General features: G+C 59.6%; 17 protein-coding genes and 1 pseudogene. 8 read left to right on the top strand and 10 right to left on the bottom strand.

The genetic code is table 11. The features are described from left to right. Nucleotides 1-409 precede the first annotated feature (409 nt). From BBOH_RS05380 to BBOH_RS05410, 7 genes and pseudogenes are all read right to left on the bottom strand, one after another. The gene (locus BBOH_RS05380; protein WP_033521480.1) at nucleotides 410-2,083 is read right to left on the bottom strand and encodes an NAD(P)/FAD-dependent oxidoreductase; all 1,674 of its coding nucleotides are present in this window, start codon (nucleotides 2,081-2,083) and stop codon (nucleotides 410-412) included. Nucleotides 2,084-2,323: 240 nt separating this feature from the next. After that, entirely contained in the window at nucleotides 2,324-2,638 is a 315-nt protein-coding gene (locus tag BBOH_RS05385) for a DUF2469 domain-containing protein (protein ID WP_033521416.1), read from the bottom strand. Continuing rightward, entirely contained in the window at nucleotides 2,635-3,702 is a 1,068-nt protein-coding gene (locus BBOH_RS05390; RefSeq protein ID WP_074428533.1) for a GNAT family N-acetyltransferase, read from the bottom strand. Before BBOH_RS05390 ends, BBOH_RS05385 begins: the two co-directional genes overlap by 4 nt. 396 nt (nucleotides 3,703-4,098) lie before the next feature. After that, entirely contained in the window at nucleotides 4,099-5,598 is a 1,500-nt protein-coding gene (gene gatB, locus BBOH_RS05395) for an Asp-tRNA(Asn)/Glu-tRNA(Gln) amidotransferase subunit GatB (protein WP_033521417.1), read from the bottom strand. Nucleotides 5,599-5,623: 25 nt separating this feature from the next. Next, entirely contained in the window at nucleotides 5,624-7,162 is a 1,539-nt protein-coding gene (gatA, locus tag BBOH_RS05400; protein ID WP_033521482.1) for an Asp-tRNA(Asn)/Glu-tRNA(Gln) amidotransferase subunit GatA, read from the bottom strand. A gap of 8 nt (nucleotides 7,163-7,170) precedes the next feature. Beyond that, nucleotides 7,171-7,471: pseudogene (gene gatC, locus BBOH_RS08560) on the bottom strand (Asp-tRNA(Asn)/Glu-tRNA(Gln) amidotransferase subunit GatC). A gap of 1,279 nt (nucleotides 7,472-8,750) precedes the next feature. Further along, nucleotides 8,751-8,975, bottom strand: a complete 225-nt coding sequence (locus tag BBOH_RS05410; RefSeq protein ID WP_033521419.1) for a hypothetical protein — start codon at nucleotides 8,973-8,975, stop codon at nucleotides 8,751-8,753. Nucleotides 8,976-9,180: 205 nt separating this feature from the next. Between BBOH_RS05410 and BBOH_RS09275 the strand changes: the two genes are divergently transcribed. From BBOH_RS09275 to trmD, 8 genes are all read left to right on the top strand, one after another. Beyond that, nucleotides 9,181-9,858 (top strand): leucine-rich repeat domain-containing protein, encoded by a 678-nt coding sequence (locus BBOH_RS09275; RefSeq protein ID WP_052118175.1) that lies wholly within the window; start codon nucleotides 9,181-9,183, stop codon nucleotides 9,856-9,858. Between the two features lie 57 nt (nucleotides 9,859-9,915). After that, nucleotides 9,916-11,604, top strand: coding sequence for a signal recognition particle protein (gene ffh / locus BBOH_RS05420; RefSeq protein WP_033521420.1), 1,689 nt, complete (start codon nucleotides 9,916-9,918; stop codon nucleotides 11,602-11,604). Between the two features lie 423 nt (nucleotides 11,605-12,027). Next, nucleotides 12,028-13,350 carry an endonuclease/exonuclease/phosphatase family protein gene (locus tag BBOH_RS05425; RefSeq protein WP_035140144.1) on the top strand — a complete coding sequence of 441 codons (1,323 nt, stop codon included), beginning with the start codon at nucleotides 12,028-12,030 and terminating at the stop codon, nucleotides 13,348-13,350. Nucleotides 13,351-13,459: 109 nt separating this feature from the next. After that, nucleotides 13,460-13,726: a hypothetical protein gene (locus BBOH_RS05430; RefSeq protein WP_074428534.1), complete on the top strand. Its 267-nt coding sequence runs from the start codon at nucleotides 13,460-13,462 to the stop codon at nucleotides 13,724-13,726. A 185-nt stretch (nucleotides 13,727-13,911) separates the two neighbouring features. Continuing rightward, on the top strand, nucleotides 13,912-14,391 hold the full coding sequence (rpsP, locus tag BBOH_RS05435) for a 30S ribosomal protein S16 (protein ID WP_033521422.1): 480 nt from the start codon (nucleotides 13,912-13,914) through the stop codon (nucleotides 14,389-14,391). Nucleotides 14,392-14,393: 2 nt separating this feature from the next. Further along, nucleotides 14,394-14,627 (top strand): RNA-binding protein, encoded by a 234-nt coding sequence (locus tag BBOH_RS05440; protein ID WP_033521423.1) that lies wholly within the window; start codon nucleotides 14,394-14,396, stop codon nucleotides 14,625-14,627. A 1-nt stretch (nucleotide 14,628) separates the two neighbouring features. Beyond that, nucleotides 14,629-15,354 carry a ribosome maturation factor RimM gene (gene rimM, locus BBOH_RS05445; protein WP_237743144.1) on the top strand — a complete coding sequence of 242 codons (726 nt, stop codon included), beginning with the start codon at nucleotides 14,629-14,631 and terminating at the stop codon, nucleotides 15,352-15,354. Nucleotides 15,355-15,523: 169 nt separating this feature from the next. Next, nucleotides 15,524-16,432 carry a tRNA (guanosine(37)-N1)-methyltransferase TrmD gene (gene trmD, locus BBOH_RS05450; protein WP_033521424.1) on the top strand — a complete coding sequence of 303 codons (909 nt, stop codon included), beginning with the start codon at nucleotides 15,524-15,526 and terminating at the stop codon, nucleotides 16,430-16,432. A 215-nt stretch (nucleotides 16,433-16,647) separates the two neighbouring features. Here trmD and BBOH_RS05455 read toward each other — a convergent pair whose 3' ends face one another. From BBOH_RS05455 to BBOH_RS05465, 3 genes are all read right to left on the bottom strand, one after another. Then, entirely contained in the window at nucleotides 16,648-17,253 is a 606-nt protein-coding gene (locus BBOH_RS05455) for a nitroreductase family protein (protein ID WP_033521425.1), read from the bottom strand. A 373-nt stretch (nucleotides 17,254-17,626) separates the two neighbouring features. Continuing rightward, nucleotides 17,627-18,262, bottom strand: coding sequence for an RsmD family RNA methyltransferase (locus tag BBOH_RS05460; protein WP_033521426.1), 636 nt, complete (start codon nucleotides 18,260-18,262; stop codon nucleotides 17,627-17,629). Nucleotides 18,263-18,388: 126 nt separating this feature from the next. Continuing rightward, a complete protein-coding gene (locus BBOH_RS05465) occupies nucleotides 18,389-21,196 on the bottom strand; it encodes an ATP-dependent DNA helicase RecG (protein ID WP_033521427.1) in 2,808 nt (935 codons plus the stop codon). Nucleotides 21,197-21,290: the final 94 nt, after the last annotated feature.

Below are 21,290 nucleotides of genomic sequence, written 5' to 3' on the forward strand. Positions count from 1 at the left end.
GATTCAACCGCGTATGAACGTTCGTCGTTACCATACGACTTTCGAACTGGAATCAGTCTACAACCCAGTTCCGACTACAGTCAACCGGCAGACGGATGTCTGGCGTGGCGTTCATCACGTATATACGCGTAAATGAAGGAACCCCATGTTTAGCGTCAAGAGCCAGATCTTTCTAAAGGCGCTCTCGATCAGGGCGATTGCCATCCGTCAACCTTACGATCGATCTCGATCAGACACACGCAAAAGCACGGGTCACTCATGGTGAACCCAACTTTGACAAAGCTTGCCTATTCTAGACAATCAGCTGCAAATCGACCGATGACCCGAATATGAAAAGAGCGGGCATCCATTGGACACCCACCCTTGTGACCGTTATCGTCGGCACGGCAACCGACGGACTAAAAGATCGTTATTTCTGCTCGTGGTAGGATTTTTCGGTGTTGACGCTCCAGACGTTCTTCTTGTCCTCGCGTCCAGACTTGATGTTCGCCACGGCCTCCATCGCGCTGGCCATCGAATGGTCCTGATTGTTGTAACGGTGCTGGCCGTTGCGGCCGACGCAATACAGGTTGCCGAACGAATCGAGGTAATCAACCAGTTCAGGCATCTCGTCATACGTGTCGAAGTAGGCCGGATACGCTTTCCTGACATGCTCGCGGTGCGAGTCGAGCACGTCCTCCGGCCCGTTGATCACGCGCATGCGGGTGAGCTCCTTGACCGCGAACGCCGTGGCCTCCTCGTCGCTCATGTTCCAGAACTCGTCACCCTCCTGGCAGAAGTACTCCAGGCCGACCCACACCGTGTCGTCCACATCCTTGACCAGATACGGACTCCAATTGTTGAAGATCTGCACGCGGCCGACCTTGTAGCCCGGATCCTGCACGTAGATCCAGCAGTCCGGCACGATCGGCGGATTGCCGAGCGTCTTCATGTCCGTCGTGTTCCTCAGGCGCAGATGCTTGACCAATAGTCCCACCGTCACGAAATCACGGTAGGGCAGACCATTGGCGATGCGCGTTATATCCTCCGGAACCGCGGCCGCCTTGGTAAGCGCGCCACCTGCGTCCCGTCCGCCTTCTTCGACGGTCCGATCGCTGGGACCGCCCTCGAACGGACGCCCGATCGAATTGACCAGATCCTTGACCGGCATGGAACTGATGAACTGGTCGGCCTCGAGCTCCGTGCGCGCACCCTGCGAATCGACGTACACGACCGAGGCGATGGATCCGTCGCTCTTCTGTCTGAGCTCCACCACGTTCGCGTCGGTGATGACCCTGCCGCCGCCGTCCACGACCTGACCCTCCACGATCTCCCACAACTGACCAGGGCCAAGCTTGGGATACCAGAACTCCTCGATCAACGAGGTCTCGACCTGGCTGGAGTCACGCTTCCTCGGCATCATCTTCCGCACCGCGTTCTTCAACACGGAGATCACCGAAAGACCACGCACACGCTGGGCGCCCCAGTCCGCGCTGATCTGAACCGGAGTGCGCCCCCACACCTTGGTGGTGTACCCCTCGAAGAACATCGAATACAGCTGACGGCCGAAACGATTGATGTAAAAATTCTCCAGATTGTCTTCAGGCAGCTTGTGCACCATGCTCCACAGGTAGCTGAAGCCCGCCTTCATCGTCAGCTTGAACCCCAACGCCTTGAACAGACCGGGCGACAGGCTGATCGGATAGTCAAGGAAGTGCTGGTTCCAGAAAATACGCGAGACGCGATGCCGCTTGAGCATCACCACGTCGGTCCGCTCCGGATCCGGGCCGCCGGCCTCGAGATCATGGTGGCGGCCGAGCTTCTTGTCGTCGTACGAAGGGGCCCCCTGCAACGGCATGATGTTCCTCCACCAGTCCATCACACGGTCGTCCTTGGAGAAGAAGCGATGCCCGCCGATGTCCATGCGATTGCCGTTGTGCTTCACGGTCCGACTGATGCCACCAAACTCACGCGTCGCCTCCAACACGGTCACATCGAAACGCTCCGCGCCCCCGTCCTTCAACAACTCCCAAGCCGCGGTAAGCCCCGCAGGCCCACCACCGATAATCACCACGGACTGTCTACCAGATTTGCCCTCAGCCACGTCTACCTCCAAAACGCACTACCGTAATCGCATTATCAATTTCAAGTCAGCACAAGTCTACACGCACCCTGGTTCCGAGCCACTGGCCGCGCCAAAACGTACACGAGCCACTTGCAAAACCAATCATTCGTGACCGGGACGAAGGAGGAAACACCATCCGTGACGTCACTACTCAAGTCATGACCTGACGACGATCAGACAGACGGACAGACGGACAGCCGAACCATGTCACCGAGTGCATCAAGTCAGGGAATCCGGAATGTCGATGTCGGTCTTTTGGACTTCTTCCACATTCACGTCCTTGAACGTCACGATGCGAACGTTCTTGACGAATCGCGAACTGCGGTACACGTCCCAGACCCACGCGTCCGTCAGTTGCACGTCGAAGTAGACGTCCTGCCCGGCAGACCGCACGTTGAAATCGACCTTGTTGGCCAGGTAGAACCGCCGCTCGGTCTCCACTACATAGGTGAAAAGCTTGATGACGTCGCGGTATTCCCTGTACAGCGCGAGCTCCGCATCGGTCTCATAGTTGTCAAGATCCTCGGCGCTCACCGATGCTCCCCTCCGTGTTGACCCGCGTCGCCGCCCTTGCCGCGACTGGCATCGTCTTCATAACTCTCGCAACCCTTGCGGTCGCCTTCGCCGTGATTTTTTGCTGGATCGTCAGCCTTATCCCGGCTATGACCGTTCCGTCCGATCGTGCGCCACCACGCCTTCTTCGAGGTTTTGCCCTGCGTGGCGGAAAACGGCCAATTCGTGGCACCGTCGTTCGACGCAGGGCCGTCGTTCGACACGGCGCCGGCATGGTCGTCAACCATGGAATCCCGTTCGATCTCCACAGTGTGTTCGTGCGCGGCCATCGCCTCGCGAACCCCGGGATTGCCTTCGATCACGTGCATGCCGAAGGCGTCCAGCGAACGAATCGGATCATATTCATCTGCCAAAGTGTCAAGAATCATGAGATTCTGGTATTTCTGCAGCGTATCGTCCCACAGTGCGTCCCGCGAAGTGCCCGAATGGATAAAGCCGAGCGACTGGTACACCGAGAAGGTGCGGCTGCTTTTCTCAGGCACCGCCACCCAAATGCGATGCATTCCCAAGCCGGACGGCGTAGGTGCGAATCCGTACGTCATCACACGCGGCATGGTATCGCGGGAATAGCCGCGGCCACGGTAGTCCTTGCCCAGCATCATCTGAATACGCGCCGAACGCGACCACTCATCAACATCAATAAGAAAGACCATGCCGATGACATTGTCCGTTTCACCGGCGTCCACCTTGCCATCCGCATCATGGTCGGCATCCGTAAGCACCGACCACGCTATGGTGCGACGGGACTCCGGGTCACCGACCCCGGATTCAAGCGGGGTCAGACCGTTCATCCACGCCACGGAACGCTTTACCCACGTCTGAACCACGGTGCGCTCGGATTGCTCGTCTTTGCCGGTGTCCCCAGCCGCGTTGACGAACGCCTGCAAATCATCGAGTTTGGGCAGGTCATCAAGGGTCGCGGGACGCAGATGAACCATTTCCCCCTTGATTTCAGGAATTGTAATGCGTTCCGGTAACTGACGTTTATCGAGCTCGTTGACAAGGTTTTCGGAGTTTGCAGACATTTGCTTCCATTCCTCCAACACATTCGGAATCTTCGTTAAGGGTACCGCATTCGTCTGACTATTCCCCGCTCATATCATCATCTGCACTACCAGCGTCTTAATTCCGTTTTAGCTCTTTCAATTCCGTCGGCACAATCCAGCAAACCCGCAATATAGACCTATTTCTGAGCTTTGGCCGCACCGCAGCACGAACCGCACGCTTCTCCACCGCCGCACCTTCACATACCTGCGAAGGGTTTCATCGCCAGGCATTCAAAACGCCGACACGAAGCACCGGTCAACAACACAGCGACACCTGCATATCAAAGTGGGAGGCGGAACGATCTTGGACCGTTCCGCCTCCTGCAATCAGCGTCCGTGCAACTTATTGGAATTCAAAAGTTCCCAGAGCCGCACTCAGCCCCTGATCTTCTTCATGACGATTGACGTCACGGCCTTGGCGTCGGCCTGACCGTGCGTGGCACGCATGACGGAGCCGATAATCGCACCCATGGGCTTCATGTTGCCGCCCTTGAGCTTCTCGGCAATGTCGGGATTGGCCGCAAGAGCCTCATCGACGGCCTTTTCCAGCGCGCCATCGTCGGAGACGACCTCGTAGCCGTGCTTCTTCACGACCTCGGCCGGGGTGCCTTCGCCGGCGAGGACGCCGGAAACGGTCTGCTTGGCCAGCTTGTCGTTAAGCTTGCCGGCGGCGACGAGCTTCTCGACCTCGGCAACATCGGCCGGGGTGATCGGCATCTCCTCGAGCGCGACACCCTTCTCATTGGCAGAACGGGCGATCTCACCAAGCCACCACTTCTTGGCGCCGGACGCACTCGCGCCATCCTTGACGGTCTGGTCAATCAGGTCAAGCGCATCGGCGTTGACCACATCGCGCATTTCAAGATCGCTGAAGCCCCACTCATTTTGCAAGCGATGACGGCGTTCGCGCGGCATCTCCGGCATCGTCTTGGCAATCTCGTCGATGTGGTCCTGCGTGATGTGCAGCATCACGAGGTCGGGGTCGGGGAAGTAACGGTAGTCGTTGGCGTCGGACTTCACGCGCCCACCGGCAGTGGTCTGCGTGGCCTCGTCCCAGTGACGGGTCTCCTGCAGAACCTCGCCTCCCTCGTCAAGAATCGCGGCCTGCCGGCGAATCTCATACTGCAATGTGCGCTCGATGCCGTGGAACGAGTTGACGTTCTTGGTCTCCGAACGGGTACCCAATTCGGTTTCGCCCTTACGACGCAACGAAATGTTCACGTCCGCACGCATGTTGCCCTGCTCCATACGACCATGCGAGATTCCCAGGGTGCGCACGATGTCACGGATGGCTCGCACATACGCACCGGCGATCTCCGGCACGCGCTCTCCTGCACCCTCAACGGGCTTCGTCACGATTTCAATCAGTGGCACGCCGGCGCGGTTGTAATCAACCAAAGAATGATCGGCGCCTTCGATGCGACCGTCGGCACCGCCGATATGGGTGTTCTTACCCGCGTCGTCCTCGATATGGGCACGTTCGATCGGCACACGGAACACGGTTCCGTCGTCAAGCTCCACATCAAGGTAGCCTTCACCATTGGTCGGCTTGTCGAACTGCGAAATCTGATAATCGCGCGGCATGTCCGGATAGAAGTAGTTCTTGCGCGCAAACTGGCTCCACTCGTTGATCTGGCAGTGCAGCGCCAGACCCAACTTGATCGCGAAATCGACGGCGGTCTGGTTCACCACCGGAAGGCTGCCGGGCAAGCCGAGGCTTACGGGGGTCAGCTGCGTGTTCGGTTCGCCGCCGAACTCGATATGCGCCGGGCAGAACAGCTTCGTGTTCGTGCACAGCTCGACATGCGTCTCCAAACCGAATACCGGGTCGAACTCCTTGACGGCATCGGAATACTTCATCAATTTTTCAGCCATGATATCAATATCTCCTTGCCGTCTCTTACTTCGCGGACCCGAGCCACGGGGTCTTCAGGGACTGCCAGATCGGTCCGCCCCACTGTTCCTCGAGCGCCGCTTCGAGGGCGGCTGCCGGCTTGTACATCACATCGTCGCGCTTCTGCGGGGCAATGAACTGGAAGCCGACCGGCAGGCCGTCGTCCGAAAGCCCGGCCGGAATGCTCATCGCAGGGGTGCCGGCCATATTCGCCGGAATCGTGGCGATGTCGTTCATATACATCGAAAGCGGATCGTCCATCTTCTCACCAAATTTGAAGGCGGTGGATGGCGCGGTCGGAGAAATCAGCACGTCTGCCTTCTCGAACGCCTTGTTGAAGTCATCGATGATCAACGTGCGCACCTTCTGAGCCGAACCGTACCATGCGTCGTAGTAACCGGCCGAAAGCGCATAGATGCCGAGAATGATGCGACGCTTGACCTCGTCACCGAAGCCGGCCTCGCGGGTGTAGGCCATCATATTCGCTGCCGTTTGCGGCACGCCTTCCGGGGGCATGACGCGCAGACCATACCGCATGCCGTCGTATCGTGCGAGATTCGAGCTCACCTCCGAGGGCATGACGATATAGTAGGCCGCGAGCGCATAATCGAAGTGGGGGCAATCGACCTCAACGATTTCGGCACCCATGTCCTGAAGCAGCTTGACGCCCTCGTTGAAGCGGGCTTCGACGCCGGGCTGGTAGCCGTCGCCGCCAAGCTGTTTGATCAGGCCGACCTTCATGCCCTTCAGGTCACGCTTCCGGCCTTCGCGGGCGGCCTTGGCCAGCGGCGGAACGTCCATCGGAATCGAAGTGGAGTCACGCACATCGTGACCGCCGATCACCTCCTGCAGCAACGCTGAATCGAGCACGTTGCGTGAGACGGGGCCGATCTGGTCGAGCGAGCTGGCCATGGCGATCGCGCCGAAACGGGAGACGCCGCCATAGGTGGGCTTGACACCGACCGTACCTGTGAGAGCACCGGGCTGTCGAATCGAGCCGCCGGTATCCGTTCCCAAAGCCAGCGGGGCTTCGAACGCGGCCACTGCAGCAGCGGAACCGCCACCGGAACCACCAGGCACACGCTCCGTATCCCAAGGATTGTGGGTCGGGCCGAACGCTGAATGCTCGGTCGACGAACCCTGTGCGAATTCGTCGAGGTTGGTCTTGCCCAGAAGCGGCATGCCCGCGGCCTTGAGCTTGGTGATGACGGTGGCGTCGTAGGGCGGCACCCAGCCTTCGAGGATCTTCGAGGCGGCGGTGGTCTCGATGCCCTTGGTGACGATCATGTCCTTGATGGCGATCGGCACACCGGCAAGTTCCGGCAGACCTTCGGTTTCCCCGGCGGCGTTCCTCTTGTCGAATGCGTCGGCCTGGGCGCGCGCCTCATCGGCGGAAACGTGCAGGAAGGAGTGCAGAGTCGGCTCGGCGGCGTCGATCGCGGCCAGCTCGGCATCCACCAGCTCGCGGCTGGAGACCTCCTTATTGCGGATCTTTTCGGCCATCTCGGCCGCGGAGAGCTTGATCAGCTCATCATTATTCTGCATTGCGGCCATCACTCCTCACCTCCCAGAATTCGGGGAGCCACGAACATGCCGTCCTCAGTGGCGGGGGCGCCGGCGAGCGCCTCTTCGCGGGTCAGCGGCGTCTCGGCCACGTCCGGACGCAGGTACGCCTCAAGAGGGATTGGATTGGCGGTCGGCTCGACCTCATCGGACGCGACCTCCTGGACCTTGTTGATGGACTCGGCGATGACGTTCAGCTCGCCCTGGCATGCGGGTCGCTTCCTCGTCGGTGAGCGCGATTTTGGCTAGATCGCCAAGGTGCTCGACTGTTTCTCTAGTAAATGTAGGCATAACCCAATTGTATGTGTCGTCTGTGACGTTCAGATTGCCTCAACGTACTGCGAGGACATCGACAAGAAATCTTCGCGATACATATCCGAAATCACGCACCCCATACGACGATAACCGCGAAAACCAGGGTCAAAGCGTGACTTTCGTCGCATGGGGACAAACTCGGTGCCGGGAAATCCGGAGGGGGAGGACGAATATGCAACAGAATCAGCTTTTATGGTCGGAATCAATACGTTCCGTCGCATCCCCATGATTCCTCCCCGACGTGTTGTGAACACGGAACCCCGAAGGCTTGAAGCCCTGGGGTTCCGCTTAAGGATTGTCGTTTCGGTCTTCCGCACGACACCGGTAAACAGGGTGGGAACGGACTCAGAGCGTTATTCCGTATCGCCTGTCCGCCAAGGCCAGGTCTTCTGCTCCTGCAAATTACAAATTACATCGGAGAGCAGTGACAGCCAATCCTTTACTGGCACTGAGCAAACCCTTCTCCAAGCCAGAGGAAAGTCACCCGATCAAAAGCATCGAAAAACCGTAGCCACAGCAAACCTTCTCCGAGCCAAAGCAAAGTCACCCGACCAGGCAGCCGACGTCGCCTCCGGTGCTACACACGAATCCGCAGTCCCGGTCAATCGTCCAGCCCTTGTCCAAGCCGGCAAATCACCGGCTACCGCGAAACCGAACTTCCTTGACAGCGGCTTTCCGAGCCATCATAGCAGCGTCATCGCCCCAGGCGACCATGGCTTTCCCGGCGGTCTCGTCATCGAAGTTGCCATGGACTGTGGGTCCAAGAACCCCTTGCAATGCACCGGCCTCATACTCGTACGCCATTCGTTCGAATCATCGCCCACAGGCGACAGAAGACGCAGCCACGTCAACGGACCATCGGCTCGTAGATAACCTCGTAGATGAGGTAGGCAATAAGGTGCAATGGCCGTTTTTCGGCACAATCCGGCGTTCGTGCCGAAAACCGGCCAAATTAGACATCCCAAACGACCCCTTTTCGGCAGAACTCGACGTTCGTGCCGAAAACGAGCCAAATGGAGACGCTAAATGGCCCTTTTTCAGCATAACCAACAGTTCCTGCCAAAAAAGAGCCGGTTGCGAATACGTTATGAGAGCACTAACTCCGAGGACGAAAAGGCAACCGTGCCAAGTTCATATGGCGACGGGGCTTCGACATACGGCGGAAGGCCATGCGGCGGCGAACCCCAGAGGGCGCAAACACGATTCCGATGAGCAGAAGGAGACGGACGGCCCAGCCAAGGACAGGGCCGCCGCTCTAGAACATACCGTTATAATTGACAGTGGTCATCGAAGCAAGCGCTAGACGCTGCTTGTCGCTTTTGTGCACCGTGAGCCGGTCGCCTTCGATATGCCGTTCAGGGTATTGATAGTTGTCCTTCCGCCGAGGATCACGACACCAATGGGTCAGTGGTGTCGGATTATATTCACCCAGATCGTCGAGCACGACAAGCCCGTTCTGATGCAATCCCAGCTCAGCCATCAGTTCCTGTAGCGGAATCGGTGTCGAGATAACCGGCTTCGTTTTGTGACCAATTTTTACAAAGTTAGCTCAATTTTGTAACCTGTTTGCGAAAAATGACCTTATTCCGTAGTCAGTTGACACAAGCACCACTATCGAGCAGCCAGTAATCACCGGTTTTTGCTTCTGCGACCCGTCACGTGCATGAATCTACACATGATCATGAATGTCCGACATCGCCGCGCTCACCGGATTGGCCACGCTCAGCCTCAACGACAACGTCATAGACGGTTCCGGCCCGAACGGCCTCGAACAACCGGCCAATCTCACGAAGCTCACCGGCCTTTCCGCGAAGGGGAACGCCATTCAGAGCCTAAGCGCATTGCGCAAGCTGACCGGACTGACCATACTCAAGCTGGCACGCCATCGCATCACTGACATATCGGTGCTCAACAACTACCTTGACGGACTCGAGAAGGCGTTTCTGATTTACCGTGCCGAGCAGACCGATCTGACGGGCAAAGCGCTGTTGCGTCCGCAAAGCAGGTTCTATCCGGTCGATATTGGACTGCGGAACCTCACCGACGACTTCTCCCGCAAGGACCTCGGCGCCAGGCTCGAGTGCGCCGTGTACATGGGATTGCTCCGGCGCGGCTATCGCGCCACGGTCGGCTCGTCACGCTCGGCGGAAATTGATTTCGTAGCCACACGACAGGAATTCACCCGCATGGAGAGAACCTACGTGCAGGTAACGGCGAGCCTGATCGACGAGGCGACCACAAAGCGCGAACTGGCGCCGCCGCAGGCACGCACCGACGCATTCCCACGACTGGTGGTCACCCTCGACCCTTCCTCGGCGGGCACAACGGCGGAGGGCATCGAAATCGTTAACGCACTCGATTGACCGGGACAGTAGTCGAAGCGCGATTTCTCCCCACGAACCGGTAGGATTGGGAGCATTATGGCAGCATTTTCTTCTTTGACAGACAAGCTTTCGAATGCCTTCAAGCATTTACGGGGCAAAGGCAAGCTCTCCGAGGCGGACATCGACGGGACGATCCGCGAGATTCGACGCGCCCTTCTGGACGCGGACGTGGCGCTCGACGTGGTGCGGTCCTTCACCGCGCGCGTGCGCGAACGGGCTCTGGGCGCAGAGGTGTCCGAGGCCCTGAACCCGGCGCAGCAGGTGGTGAAGATCGTCAACGAGGAGCTCACCGGCATCCTCGGCGCGGGCGTCGACAGGCCGCTGAACTTCGCGAAGAACCCACCCACCATCATCATGCTCGCGGGTCTGCAGGGCGCCGGCAAGACGACACTTGCGGGCAAGCTCGGCTACTGGCTCAAGGACGCGGGCCACACCCCCCTTCTGGTGGCGGCCGATCTGCAGCGCCCGAACGCAGTGACGCAGCTGGAGGTGGTCGGACAGCGTGCCGGGGTGCCGGTGTATGCGCCGGAACGCGGCGTGCAGGCGCAGGACGAGGAGGGGCAGGCTGTCGTAGCCCCGGGTCAGGCCGCCGGCAACCCCGTGAAAGTGGCGCAGGACTCCATTACTTACGCACACGAGAAGCTTTATGACACCGTCATCATCGATACCGCCGGCCGACTCGGCGTGGACGACGAGCTGATGAGGCAGGCCCGCGACATCCGCGACGCCGTCAACCCCAACGAGATCCTCTTCGTCATCGACGCCATGATCGGCCAGGACGCGGTGCAGACCGCCAAGGCCTTCGATCAGGGCGTGGACTTCACCGGTGTGGTGCTCTCCAAACTTGACGGGGACGCGCGAGGCGGCGCCGCCCTCTCGGTGGCAAGCGTAACCGGCAAGCCGATCTTGTTCGCCTCTAACGGCGAGGGACTGAAGGACTTCGAGGTCTTCCACCCCGAACGCATGGCCTCGCGCATCCTCGACATGGGCGACATCCTGACCCTCATCGAGCAGGCGCAGAAGCAGTTCGACGAACAGGAGGCCATCGAATCGGCCAAGAAGCTCGCCACAGGCACATTCGGACTTGACGACTTCCTGGAGCAGCTGCAGCAGGTGCGCAAGCTCGGTCCTATGAAAAGCCTCCTGCGTATGATTCCGGGAATGGCTGCGCATTCCAAGGAACTTGAGGCGCTCGATGAACGCGAGATCGACCGCACGGAGGCCATCATCCATTCGATGACACCTGAGGAACGTCGAGACCCCTCCATCATCGACGGCTCCCGACGCGCCCGGATCGCCTACGGTTCCGGTAACACGGTATCCGCCGTGAACGGTCTGTTGCAACGATTCGAGCAGGCCGCGAAGCTGATGAAGCGCATGGGCAACAAGGTCGGTGGCGGCATCCCCGGATTCGGTGGACCTGCGTCAGGCGGCGGCTATGGCGGCAAAAAGGGCAGCAAAGGCAAAAAGAAGGGCAAGTCGAAGTCAGGCAACCCCATGAAGCGCGAGGCGGAGGAAAAAGCGTTGCGCGACAAGCTCGCCGGCAAATCCGGATCCGGTAATTCCAGATCCGGCGGAGGCTCGGCCTTCGCCAGGAAAGCTCAGAACGCCGACATTCCGCAACAGCTCAAGGAGGCCTTGGGGGCCGCTGACAACAAGACGGCCAACGGTCTGCCTGATTTGCCGCCGAATCTCGGCGGCGGCCTTTCCGGCCTGTTCGGCTGATCGACCGATAAGTTGCGGAAACCGCGTATTTCGGCAATAACGAGTGACGGAATACCCCAATCATTCCTGTTGTTGTGATGCAGGTAGCTGCCGTTACCGGAATTTTCTGCGCCATACATCCTTCATCAACGCGACCCCCCCCCGTTGAAGGAACCCCCTCGTTGATGCCTTCAGTCCCACAGGGCATGACCCGAACGGGCTTTCACGGGCGGACGCTAAAAGCCGAGGATAGCCCCGAAGGGGCGAAACGGCCATCCTGCCGCACGCACCGTCGATTCCGCGATCACGCACCCGCGTTCGAATGACCCGACATTCATGACTGACCATGCCGAATCGGTCGGCTCTCGGCGGATCGGTGACAAGTCATTCCGACACACCCATTACCATTGGCATATTCCACTGTTGTTCGAAGATCGGTGATATATGACAATCATGTTGATCGCGGCCCTCGTGATCATTGCCGCTTGGGCCGCCACGCGCTCACTTCCCGCAGGGTTCGACGGACACAAACCGTTGCCGTACCTCATCGCGCTCATCCGATGGCTGTGGGTTCCGGCGTTGCTGATCGCCGTCGTTTCCGGCGTGTCTGGCCATTGGCCCCTGACGTTCCTGGCGCTGGCTCTCGCGGCGGACCTCGGATACCTCGCCTCGCCCACCTACCGGAACCGGCAGGAACACGGATCGACGAATCCCGGTGCCACGTATGCGGCTCGTTTGAAAATGGCTTCGGACGGACGGAAGGCATCGACGACACTCCAAAAATCCCCAAAGGCGCCAACGACGTTTCAGAAGTCGACCCCGACCGAGAATCCGGCCGACACTGAGATGACCTTCAAGGAAACCGAGCCCAGCCACGAAGGTCTCAACGTAATGACGCTCAACTGTAAGTACGGGCACGCGGACGCCGTCGCCATCGTCCGGGCGGTAGCCGAACAGAACATCGACATACTCGCGCTCCAAGAAATGAGCATAACCCTGTCGCACCGCCTCGAACAAGCCGGCCTGGCCGACCATCTGCCCTACCGCCAGCTCGGCGAGGCCAAGGAATCCGACAACGGTGGTTTTAATGGGCTCTATTCACGTATCGAGCCAATCCGGCAGAAGGCGAGCGCGGTGGACTTACCGGCGGCCGATGTGCCCTCCCTTACCGTAAACGCCAAGGACGGAGGCACCATCACGTTGCATAGCGCCCATCCCAAATCTCCGATGCGCGGATGCAGACAATGGTCACAGGGAATTCTCGCCTTACGCGCGCTGGTAAATCGACAGGAAAACAGCGGCACGGTCGAAACCGTCGAATCGGCGGGTGACCCGGCCATGCAACCCGACGTCACCACCGACCCGGCCGAGGCACTCGTCAACCAGCCAAGCAACGCTGCTCCCAATGACAACAACACATCGCGCCCCATGACCGGCATCCACGGGAAGGACTGTACAAACCGCAATGACGCAATGCGCATTGCCGCCGGCGAGACCGTGATCATGGGGGATTTCAACTCGAACGTGGACCACCCAAGCTTCCGCGCTTTGCTCGCAAGCGGCCTGACAGACACGGGCCTGGCCTCCCCGCATCGAAAGGTCGCGAGCTTCTGCACATGGCTGAAATGGCCGCGCATGGAGTTGGACCACATTCTGACCACCTCCGGCCTGGAGGCCTACGATGTCCACGCCATCTCCGTTCCGGGCACCGATCACCTCGGACTAACCGGGCGGCTGACGACGAACGCTTCGGCCCGTTCCCGCTGAGAGCACCGACACTGCAATAAAGCCGGCACCAGTGTTGACAGAATCGGGGGACGTCCATATGCTGTCACGTTGGTTGCGAAACAGACTACGTTGAATCCATACTGGAACCATGAATTCAATGTTGAATGCAAAGAAGGGCATCATGGACGACACGAATGACTCGGAGATTAAGTTGGGCATTCCATTGACCGCTGGTCAATACCGGCAAATCGCACGGGCAGCGGCACTCGAACAGATGCCGGCCCAGGACTGGGCGACCCAGAAACTGCTTGCCGAGGCGGATGACGCCGTCGAACAGGAGGTCACATTCCAAGAGGTCAACGAGGAGTTCGACAGGATTCTCGAAAGCCTGGAAAAATCCACGGCCGCGGCTTGATGAGAGGCGGGAATGCGCCGATGGCCCGCCCGTGCGCACGCAATCCAGGCCGGGCGATATGCTGGTGAGGTTATTCGTGCGCACGGGCCCTCTCATACCGGGTGGCACGAGGAACACGTTCGTTCGGAGTGGTATGCCCCACATACGGTTCGGAACGAACACCCTGACATATAAGGAGAGCCATAATGGCCACCAAGATTCGTTTGAAGCGCATGGGCAAGAAGTTCTATGCCTTCTACCGCATCGTCGTGATGGATTCGCGTAAGAAGCGTGACGGCAAGTCGATCGAGGAGATCGGCATCTACGACCCGAACAAGCAGCCTTCGCTCATTCAGATCGATTCCGAGCGCGCGCAGTACTGGCTGGGTGTCGGCGCACAGCCGAGTGAGCCGGTTTTGAACCTGCTCAAGATCACCGGCGACTGGCAGAAGTTCAAGGGTCTGCCGGGTGCCGAGGGCACGCTGAAAGTCGCCGAAGAGGGGCCGGACGCCGCCGCTCGCGTTGAGGAAGTCGATTCGAAGGCTCAGAAGCTCAAGGCCGCCGAGTCCGCCGCCAAGGCGAAGGCCGAAGCGGAAGCCGCGAAGGCCGCTGCCGAGACCGAAGAGGCCGACAGCAAGGAAGAGGCCGCTCCCGCCGCCGAATCCGAAGCCGAGAAAGCCGAGTAGTCATGCTCACCCAGGCCGTTGAACATCTTGTCCGCAACATCGTCGATTTTCCTGACGACGTGTCGGTAAGGTCTCACGAAAACGCCCGCGGCGAATTGCTACGGGTGCGCGTCAACCCTGAAGACATCGGCCGTATCATCGGTCGCTCCGGCCGCACCGCGAATGCCCTTCGCACCGTGGTGCAGGCTCTGAGTGACCACGATGTGCGAGTCGACATCATGGATGTGCGCCACTAACGTGAACGAAGAATCACTCGGTTCATCGCGTCCGGCAGACCCTCAGCAACCAGAATCTGAGCTGCTGAGGGTCTGCCGTATTGGTCGCGCGCAAGGTCTCAAAGGCGAGGTCACGGTACAGACGTTTACCGGCGAACCAGAACGAAGGTTTGCCGCCGGTTCCACGCTTTATACGTCGGACGGCGCACACACCTACACCGTCGCCCATTCCCGCACCTTCAAGGATCGTTGGATTCTGCATTTCGAAGGTGTCGCCAACCGCGACGCTTCCGAAGCCCTCAACGGGTTGGAGCTGTATGCTCAGGCCGACGACCGTGACGAAATGATCGAAGAGGACGCCTGGTACCCCAAGGACCTTATCGGTCTGGAGGCGCGAATCGCTGACAAACCGGTCAACGGCGCTGATTCCGGCAAGGCGGGTGCCCTGGTCGGCAAAGTCGTCGATATGATTGACACGCCAGGCCAATCCCTGCTCAAGATACGCCTTGTCAGGCCGATGGTCGAGCACGCTGACGGCAGTTATGTTCCTGCCGAAAGCGCAAATGCCGAAACGCACGCAGGGAAAATCGAACAGTCCGGTAGTCGCAAAGGCAAAAGCAACGCCAAAGAGCCGAAAATCGTCAGAACGGCGCTGGTACCCTTCGTGGACCAGCTTGTACCCGACATCGATCTTGAAGCGGGTTCACTCAGGCTCGACCCTCCTTGCGGATTGATTCCTGGACTCTGACCCGTTCCCGACTGGCCAGGTCAGCAACTGTCATTTTCGTGATATTCCAAATTGCTTCAGTTGAATCGTGATTCACTGAATGCAGGGAGCAGTGAGGATTCTTCCCCACGGTCAGCGAAACGGCAGCTCATGAAACGACCTCGGACGGGGTCACGGTAGGGTTGGTAACATGTTTATTGACATCGTTTCGGTATTTCCTGAGTATTTTCGCTCGCTCGACCTCGGCTTGTTCGGCAAAGCCATCGAACGCGGGCTTGTCGAAGTGCGCACGCATAACCTGCGCGACTGGACCCACGACGTGCATCATTCAGTGGATGACACACCTGTGGGCGGCGGGGCCGGCATGGTGATGAAACCCGAAGTATGGGCCGAATGCCTTGACGATTTGCTGGACTTGGCCCCCCGAGGAATGACGGGCGGCACTTCCGGTTCGAAAAACACGAAGAACGCAGGCGACGCTTCGGCGCCCGCAATACCGAGAGCCGAAGATCCTGAGCACGGTGTCGACCCGGATCCCAAGGACACCGACTCCCCCATCCTTATCTTCCCTAACCCTTCGGCACCCCTATTCACCCAACACGACGCGACCGAACTGTCGCAGGCAAAGCGGCTCGTGTTCGGGTGCGGCCGCTACGAAGGCTACGACGCTCGAATCCCGACCTACTACGCTTCACAAGGCATCGACGTACATGAATATTCAATCGGCGACTACGTGCTCAATGGCGGCGAGGTCGCGGTGTCCGTGATGCTGGAGGCCATAACCCGCCTGGTGCCCGGATTCATGGGCAATCCGGAGTCCATCGTGGAGGAATCCTACACGGGCGGCGACGCGCTGCTTGAGTACCACCAATATACGAAACCGGCGGTTTGGCGAGGCTTGGCGGTGCCGGACGTACTGATCAGCGGCGACCACGGAAAAGTCGACCGTTTCCGTCGTGACGAGGCGCTGGCCCGTACATCGGAACTGCGGCCAGACCTGGTCGAGCGGCTCGACTGCTGCACGCTGAGCAAGCAGGACCGCAGAACGTTGATGACCCTTGGCTGGGAAGTCTCCGGCGACCATCCTCATAGGCTCTGATATGTCAAAATGGCCGAAGGTTGAACCGGCCGTCGGTTTTCATTCTTCAAGCGCTTTCACCCGATAGCACCCCGGCATGCCCCGCAGGAGAGGCGGTATCCAACCTTCCTGAAACAGGTTCGGCGCTTTACAACTGAAAACGCCCGCGGAATGGAAACCGCCCTCGAACTGAGCCGCCATCCGCCCGGATCGACTCCCGCCTTCACGGTCGAATGTCAGCGGCCAAGAACCCTTACGCGCTCGGAAGCGGGCATCCGCTCGGTGTTGCCCGTGGCGGTTTCGAAATCACCGAAGGGCATCTGCGCGGTCAGTCGCCAGTCGGCAGGGATGTCGAAAGCCTCGCGGACGGCATCGTCGATGAGCGGATTGTAGTGCTGGAGTGAAGCGCCGATTCCGGCCTCGGAAAGCGCGGACCACACCGCAAGCTGCACCATGCCCTGCGCCTGCTGGGCATAGGTCGGGAAAGCGTCAGCATAAGTCGGGAACTGTTCAGAAAGCTGCCTGACTCCATTCTCATCGTCGAAGTAGAGCACGGTGCCGTGGGCTGCGGCGAAGGTGTCGATTTTGGCGCTGGTCTTGGCGAATGCCTCGTCGCTGGCTGCCACCTTGCGCAAAGCCCCCTTGACGATGTCATTCCATAACTTGTCGTGCTCCTGACCGAACAGCAGCACGACGCGTTGCGCCTGAATGTTGAAGCCGCTCGGCACCGCCACGACCACGCGGCCAATCAGATCCACCAGCTCATCATCGCTCAGTTTCGAAGTGCCCTGAAGCATGTACTGGGAATGACGGCCTTCCAGTGTTTCGACAAAATCGGACATGTTTTCTCCTTATTTCACATCAGTAGTCCACGCGGCGAACCGAATGGCTTATGTCGTCAACAATACCGTCGTCCGCCTAAAGTGTTCACAGTAAAAAACGATTGTTCGCTAAGCAGTTCTGTGAGCTATCACACGCGACGTATCATATTTCTTTCTTAGCATAATCGATGCCGTTTGATTGACCCGTTGTGTTTACCGACCTCTACTTATTCGAAAACCCTAGGCCGCACATATCCGCGGCTCATCGCACAAGGTCATCTGATTGAAGGGTCGGCGCAAGCCATCCCGTTCGATCGATGAGACAAGCTCTCTTATTTCGCACGACCGACGGATCCCACGTCGCAGGTCTTCCCACCGAGAATAACGCCACCACTTACGCAGCGCTCGTATCGCTTGAACCGTCGTTCGCGGGCAACGCCTGCCCGTCATCGGCCGCAACCGCCTCGATATAGAACACGGCCGTCTCGCCATAGTCGCGACGGTCGGCGAACCGCCAGCCTACGGGCAGACTCAATGCCTCGGAACGCGTCGATCGCTCAAAAACGATGATCGTCCGCGAATCAACGACATCGGAAACAGCCAGACCAGCCACCAATGCGTTGCAATCCGAGGTGGCAAAATCGTAGGGTGGGTCGGCAAAAACCACATCGAACGCAGGTCCACTGTAACCGGAGGCGATACGCTCGGCACGTTTGCGAACCACCCGAGCCTTCATTGCGCCGGCATCCCAAGCCCGATTGCGCTTGAGTTCTTCCAACGTCCGGGAGATCAGCGCCGAAGCCGGGCCAGCCGCTTCGACGGCCACCAACTGGTCGGCGCCACGCGAAAGCGCTTCGATGCCAAGCGCGCCGGTGCCGGCGAACAGATCGAGCACGCGAGCGCTTTGCAGCACGCCCCAAGACTCAAGTTTCGAGAAAATGGCCTCTTTGGTGCGATCGGTGGTCGGTCTGGTGCCGGGTTTCGCTTTGGAAAGTTCGAAACCTTTGAATCGCCCTGAAATTACACGCATACCATCATGGTACCGTCTGGGAAGACCCAGGGACTCGAAGACCGAAGGTTCAAGACGTTGCCGGCGTATACGCCTCCAAACATCATGGACTTTCGCAGGGGAGCCACAGATCGCTTCCGACGAGGTTCAGCTGCTCAGGATTGCCGATTCGCCGCCCCGCGTGAAGTCGAGCACGGCACCGGCCAATTCGATCTCACCCTCCAATGACGGATCCCGGGCCAGGAGAGCCGAAGCCTGCGAACGTGCGTCGGCTATGATCCTGGCGTCCTGCACAACGCGCAACAGCTTGAGGCCGGACTTGGCACCCGACTGCGCATCCCCGAGCACATCACCGGCACCGCGCAGTTCAAGGTCCGCCTCCGCGATCTTGGCGCCATCCAAGGTGTCGGCCACCACGGAGACGCGTTGCTCGGCGATGCTGCCGGGTTCGGCACGCGAGACGAGGAACGCCCACGAGTTGGTGCCACCGCGCCCCACGCGCCCGCGCAACTGGTGTAGTTGGGTCAGTCCATATCGGTCCGCATCGAAAATCACGATACAACTGGCCTGTGGCACGTCCACCCCCACTTCGATGACGGTGGTCGCGACAAGTATCGGCGTTGCACCCGATTCAAAATCAGCCATGACCCGACGTTTGGTTTCGTCATCGTCACGCCCCGTCAGCGTCGAGAAGGCGACACCGGCGAACTGCGGCAGTGACGCCAGACGCTCGGCGATCTCATCGACGGCGTGCAGCGGCGGTTTTGGCGCGGCGTCCGCCAGGCCGTCCTGCCCGAAGTGGGCTTCGACGAAGTCGCCTTCCACGTCATTGTTTTTGGTGGAACGAACCTTTCCGACAGGTGACCGGACATGCGTTTGCCCCGATACGGCATCTTCCGCAACCGACGAACCGCCACGTTGCCCCGGCCGTCCGTCAACGCCATCATCGCTCCTATCGCCGTCGTCGATCGGATTCCCTTCGATCCGCGGGCACACGACGTAGGCCCGCTCCCCCGCATCGATCCGCCGCCGAATATGCACGAACATCTGTGCCATGGTGTTCGCATCCGCTTCGGGCACCACCACCGTCCGTATCGGCTTACGCCCACCCGGCAGTTCGGTCAGGGTGGAGATATCGAGGTCACCGAACCATGTCATCGCAGCCGTGCGTGGGATCGGCGTGGCGGTCATGACGAGCAGGTGCGGCGTCTTATCGCCTTTTTCCCGTAGTGTATCGCGTTGTTCGACACCGAAGCGGTGTTGTTCGTCAATCACCACCAGAGCAAGGTTCGGCGCCTGGAAGGTTTTGGAAAATGCCGCGTGCGTGGCGATGATGATGCCGGGATCGCCGCTTGCGCATTGCGCCAATGCCCGTCGCCGCGCGGCCAGCTTCATGCCTCCGGTCAGCAACGTCACAGGAACGTCATCCTCGAGTTTATCGACCATCCGTCGTATCGACTGCGCATGCTGCTCGGCCAGCACCTGCGTGGGCGCGACCAGCACGGACTGGTAACCGGCACCGACGGTCTGGAGCATGGCCGCAAGCGCCACAACGGTTTTGCCTGAGCCGACCTCACCTTGCAACAGCCGTTGCATCGGATATCCGTGCCCCATATCCTCGCAGATATCGTCAATCACTTCCCGCTGGCCTTGCGTCAATTCGAACGGCAGGGAGTCAAGAAACCGCTCACGCAAAGGCCGCCCCGCGTCGCAGTCGAACGCGTTCGCTTTCCGAGCCACCGTCCGCGCCTGCAACACGGATACCTGGGAGACGAAGGCCTCCTCATAACGCATTGCGTTTATGCCTTCACGGAATTGCTTGGTGGATTGCGGATCATGAATGGCAAGGAACGCGTCGGCTCGGTGCATCGTTTTTCGCGCGGCGATGACGTCGGCGGGAAGCACATCGGCGATGGCCTGACGCAATGCAGGAATGTCATCAGTCGGACCGACGGAGGCCGGGTCGTCTTGGGGATCCACCTGGCCGAATGACTCATTATCCGCTTCACCGCTCATTCTCACATTTTCCGGGCGGCTTTCACCTTCGTCATGGGCGCCGTTCGGTTCACCCGGCCGTGGGCTCGCAACCGCGTCACCGTGCCGCAGTGCATCCAGCATAGACAGGATCGATTCATGGATGTGGTCGCTCGAAATACGTGAGCTGGCATGGTAGACCGGTCGCGGCCTGCACACCCGCGCCAATGCCTGAGCCGAAGTCCGGGCATCGTAGCGGATTCCGCCTCGCTCCGGACCGGCCCCGGCATCACCGAAGGCAGACACACCATCCTCACCGTCACCTCGACCGTTCAGCCTGCCTTGAGTGTCCGGATTGCGCAGACCCGTCGCATTGCCCACAGCGTTATCGCCATTGAGCGCTTTGCCGTCGACGGAGAGACCCGGACGCGAAACCCTGATGTCATCGCCGCGCGAAGCCGCACCAATAACGGTGTTTGCGGTCCTCGTTTCACCGCGATCGAACGGCTCGAACACCATGGCGTCTTCCGGCGCGACGGTCAGAATCTCGGGATGCGTGAATTGCAGCTGACCGTTGAATGCCGTGGGCGCGCCCGCCACGACCACGGTCGACGACGTGCGCAATCGCCCTGCAAGCCAGTCCATATATTGTTTTTTGTGCGAGAAGAACACGAGTCTGCACCTCGAGCCGCGTACATGCCGCCAAGCCGCGAATTCCGCATCGTTCACCAATGCCTCAAGCCGGAAGCCGCGCCGACCCCCCATCGGCACGACACGCACGTCAAGCACCCTGGCTGCGAATGCCATCGGAATGCCGACCCTGGCTTCACTCACGGCATGCAGCGACACGGGATCGGTGACCCGAAACGGATAATACGTCAACGCGTCAGCGACGGTCGTCACGCCAAGCGCCTTGAGCGCACCGACACGTCTGCCGTTGGAGATCAACTTGGAAATCGGGGTATCGAGGCTCACGTTCATACCTTCATTCTAAGGAGCTCGGTCGAACGTCGACCACGACGCACCAGACAGGAGGGCGATGTCCGTCCGGAAGACGGGGGGGGGATAATCCTCA

The sequence above is a fragment of the Bifidobacterium bohemicum DSM 22767 genome (genome assembly GCF_000741525.1).
Taxonomy (GTDB): Bacteria; Actinomycetota; Actinomycetes; order Actinomycetales; family Bifidobacteriaceae; genus Bifidobacterium; species Bifidobacterium bohemicum.

What these genes read in the sequence shown, in the direction of transcription:
- rpsP (WP_033521422.1), top strand. Translation starts at nt 13,912, where the DNA reads ATGGCCACCAAGATTCGTTTGAAGCGCATGGGCAAGAAGTTCTATGCC.
- BBOH_RS09275 (WP_052118175.1), top strand. Translation starts at nt 9,181, where the DNA reads ATGTCCGACATCGCCGCGCTCACCGGATTGGCCACGCTCAGCCTCAAC.
- BBOH_RS05430 (WP_074428534.1), top strand. Translation starts at nt 13,460, where the DNA reads ATGAATTCAATGTTGAATGCAAAGAAGGGCATCATGGACGACACGAAT.
- BBOH_RS05410 (WP_033521419.1), bottom strand. Translation starts at nt 8,975, where the DNA reads ATGGCTGAGCTGGGATTGCATCAGAACGGGCTTGTCGTGCTCGACGAT.
- gatB (WP_033521417.1), bottom strand. Translation starts at nt 5,598, where the DNA reads ATGGCTGAAAAATTGATGAAGTATTCCGATGCCGTCAAGGAGTTCGAC.
- BBOH_RS05465 (WP_033521427.1), bottom strand. Translation starts at nt 21,196, where the DNA reads ATGAACGTGAGCCTCGATACCCCGATTTCCAAGTTGATCTCCAACGGC.
- gatA (WP_033521482.1), bottom strand. Translation starts at nt 7,162, where the DNA reads ATGCAGAATAATGATGAGCTGATCAAGCTCTCCGCGGCCGAGATGGCC.
- BBOH_RS05455 (WP_033521425.1), bottom strand. Translation starts at nt 17,253, where the DNA reads ATGTCCGATTTTGTCGAAACACTGGAAGGCCGTCATTCCCAGTACATG.
- BBOH_RS05460 (WP_033521426.1), bottom strand. Translation starts at nt 18,262, where the DNA reads ATGCGTGTAATTTCAGGGCGATTCAAAGGTTTCGAACTTTCCAAAGCG.
- BBOH_RS05425 (WP_035140144.1), top strand. Translation starts at nt 12,028, where the DNA reads ATGACAATCATGTTGATCGCGGCCCTCGTGATCATTGCCGCTTGGGCC.
- ffh (WP_033521420.1), top strand. Translation starts at nt 9,916, where the DNA reads ATGGCAGCATTTTCTTCTTTGACAGACAAGCTTTCGAATGCCTTCAAG.
- trmD (WP_033521424.1), top strand. Translation starts at nt 15,524, where the DNA reads ATGTTTATTGACATCGTTTCGGTATTTCCTGAGTATTTTCGCTCGCTC.
- BBOH_RS05440 (WP_033521423.1), top strand. Translation starts at nt 14,394, where the DNA reads ATGCTCACCCAGGCCGTTGAACATCTTGTCCGCAACATCGTCGATTTT.
- BBOH_RS05390 (WP_074428533.1), bottom strand. Translation starts at nt 3,702, where the DNA reads ATGTCTGCAAACTCCGAAAACCTTGTCAACGAGCTCGATAAACGTCAG.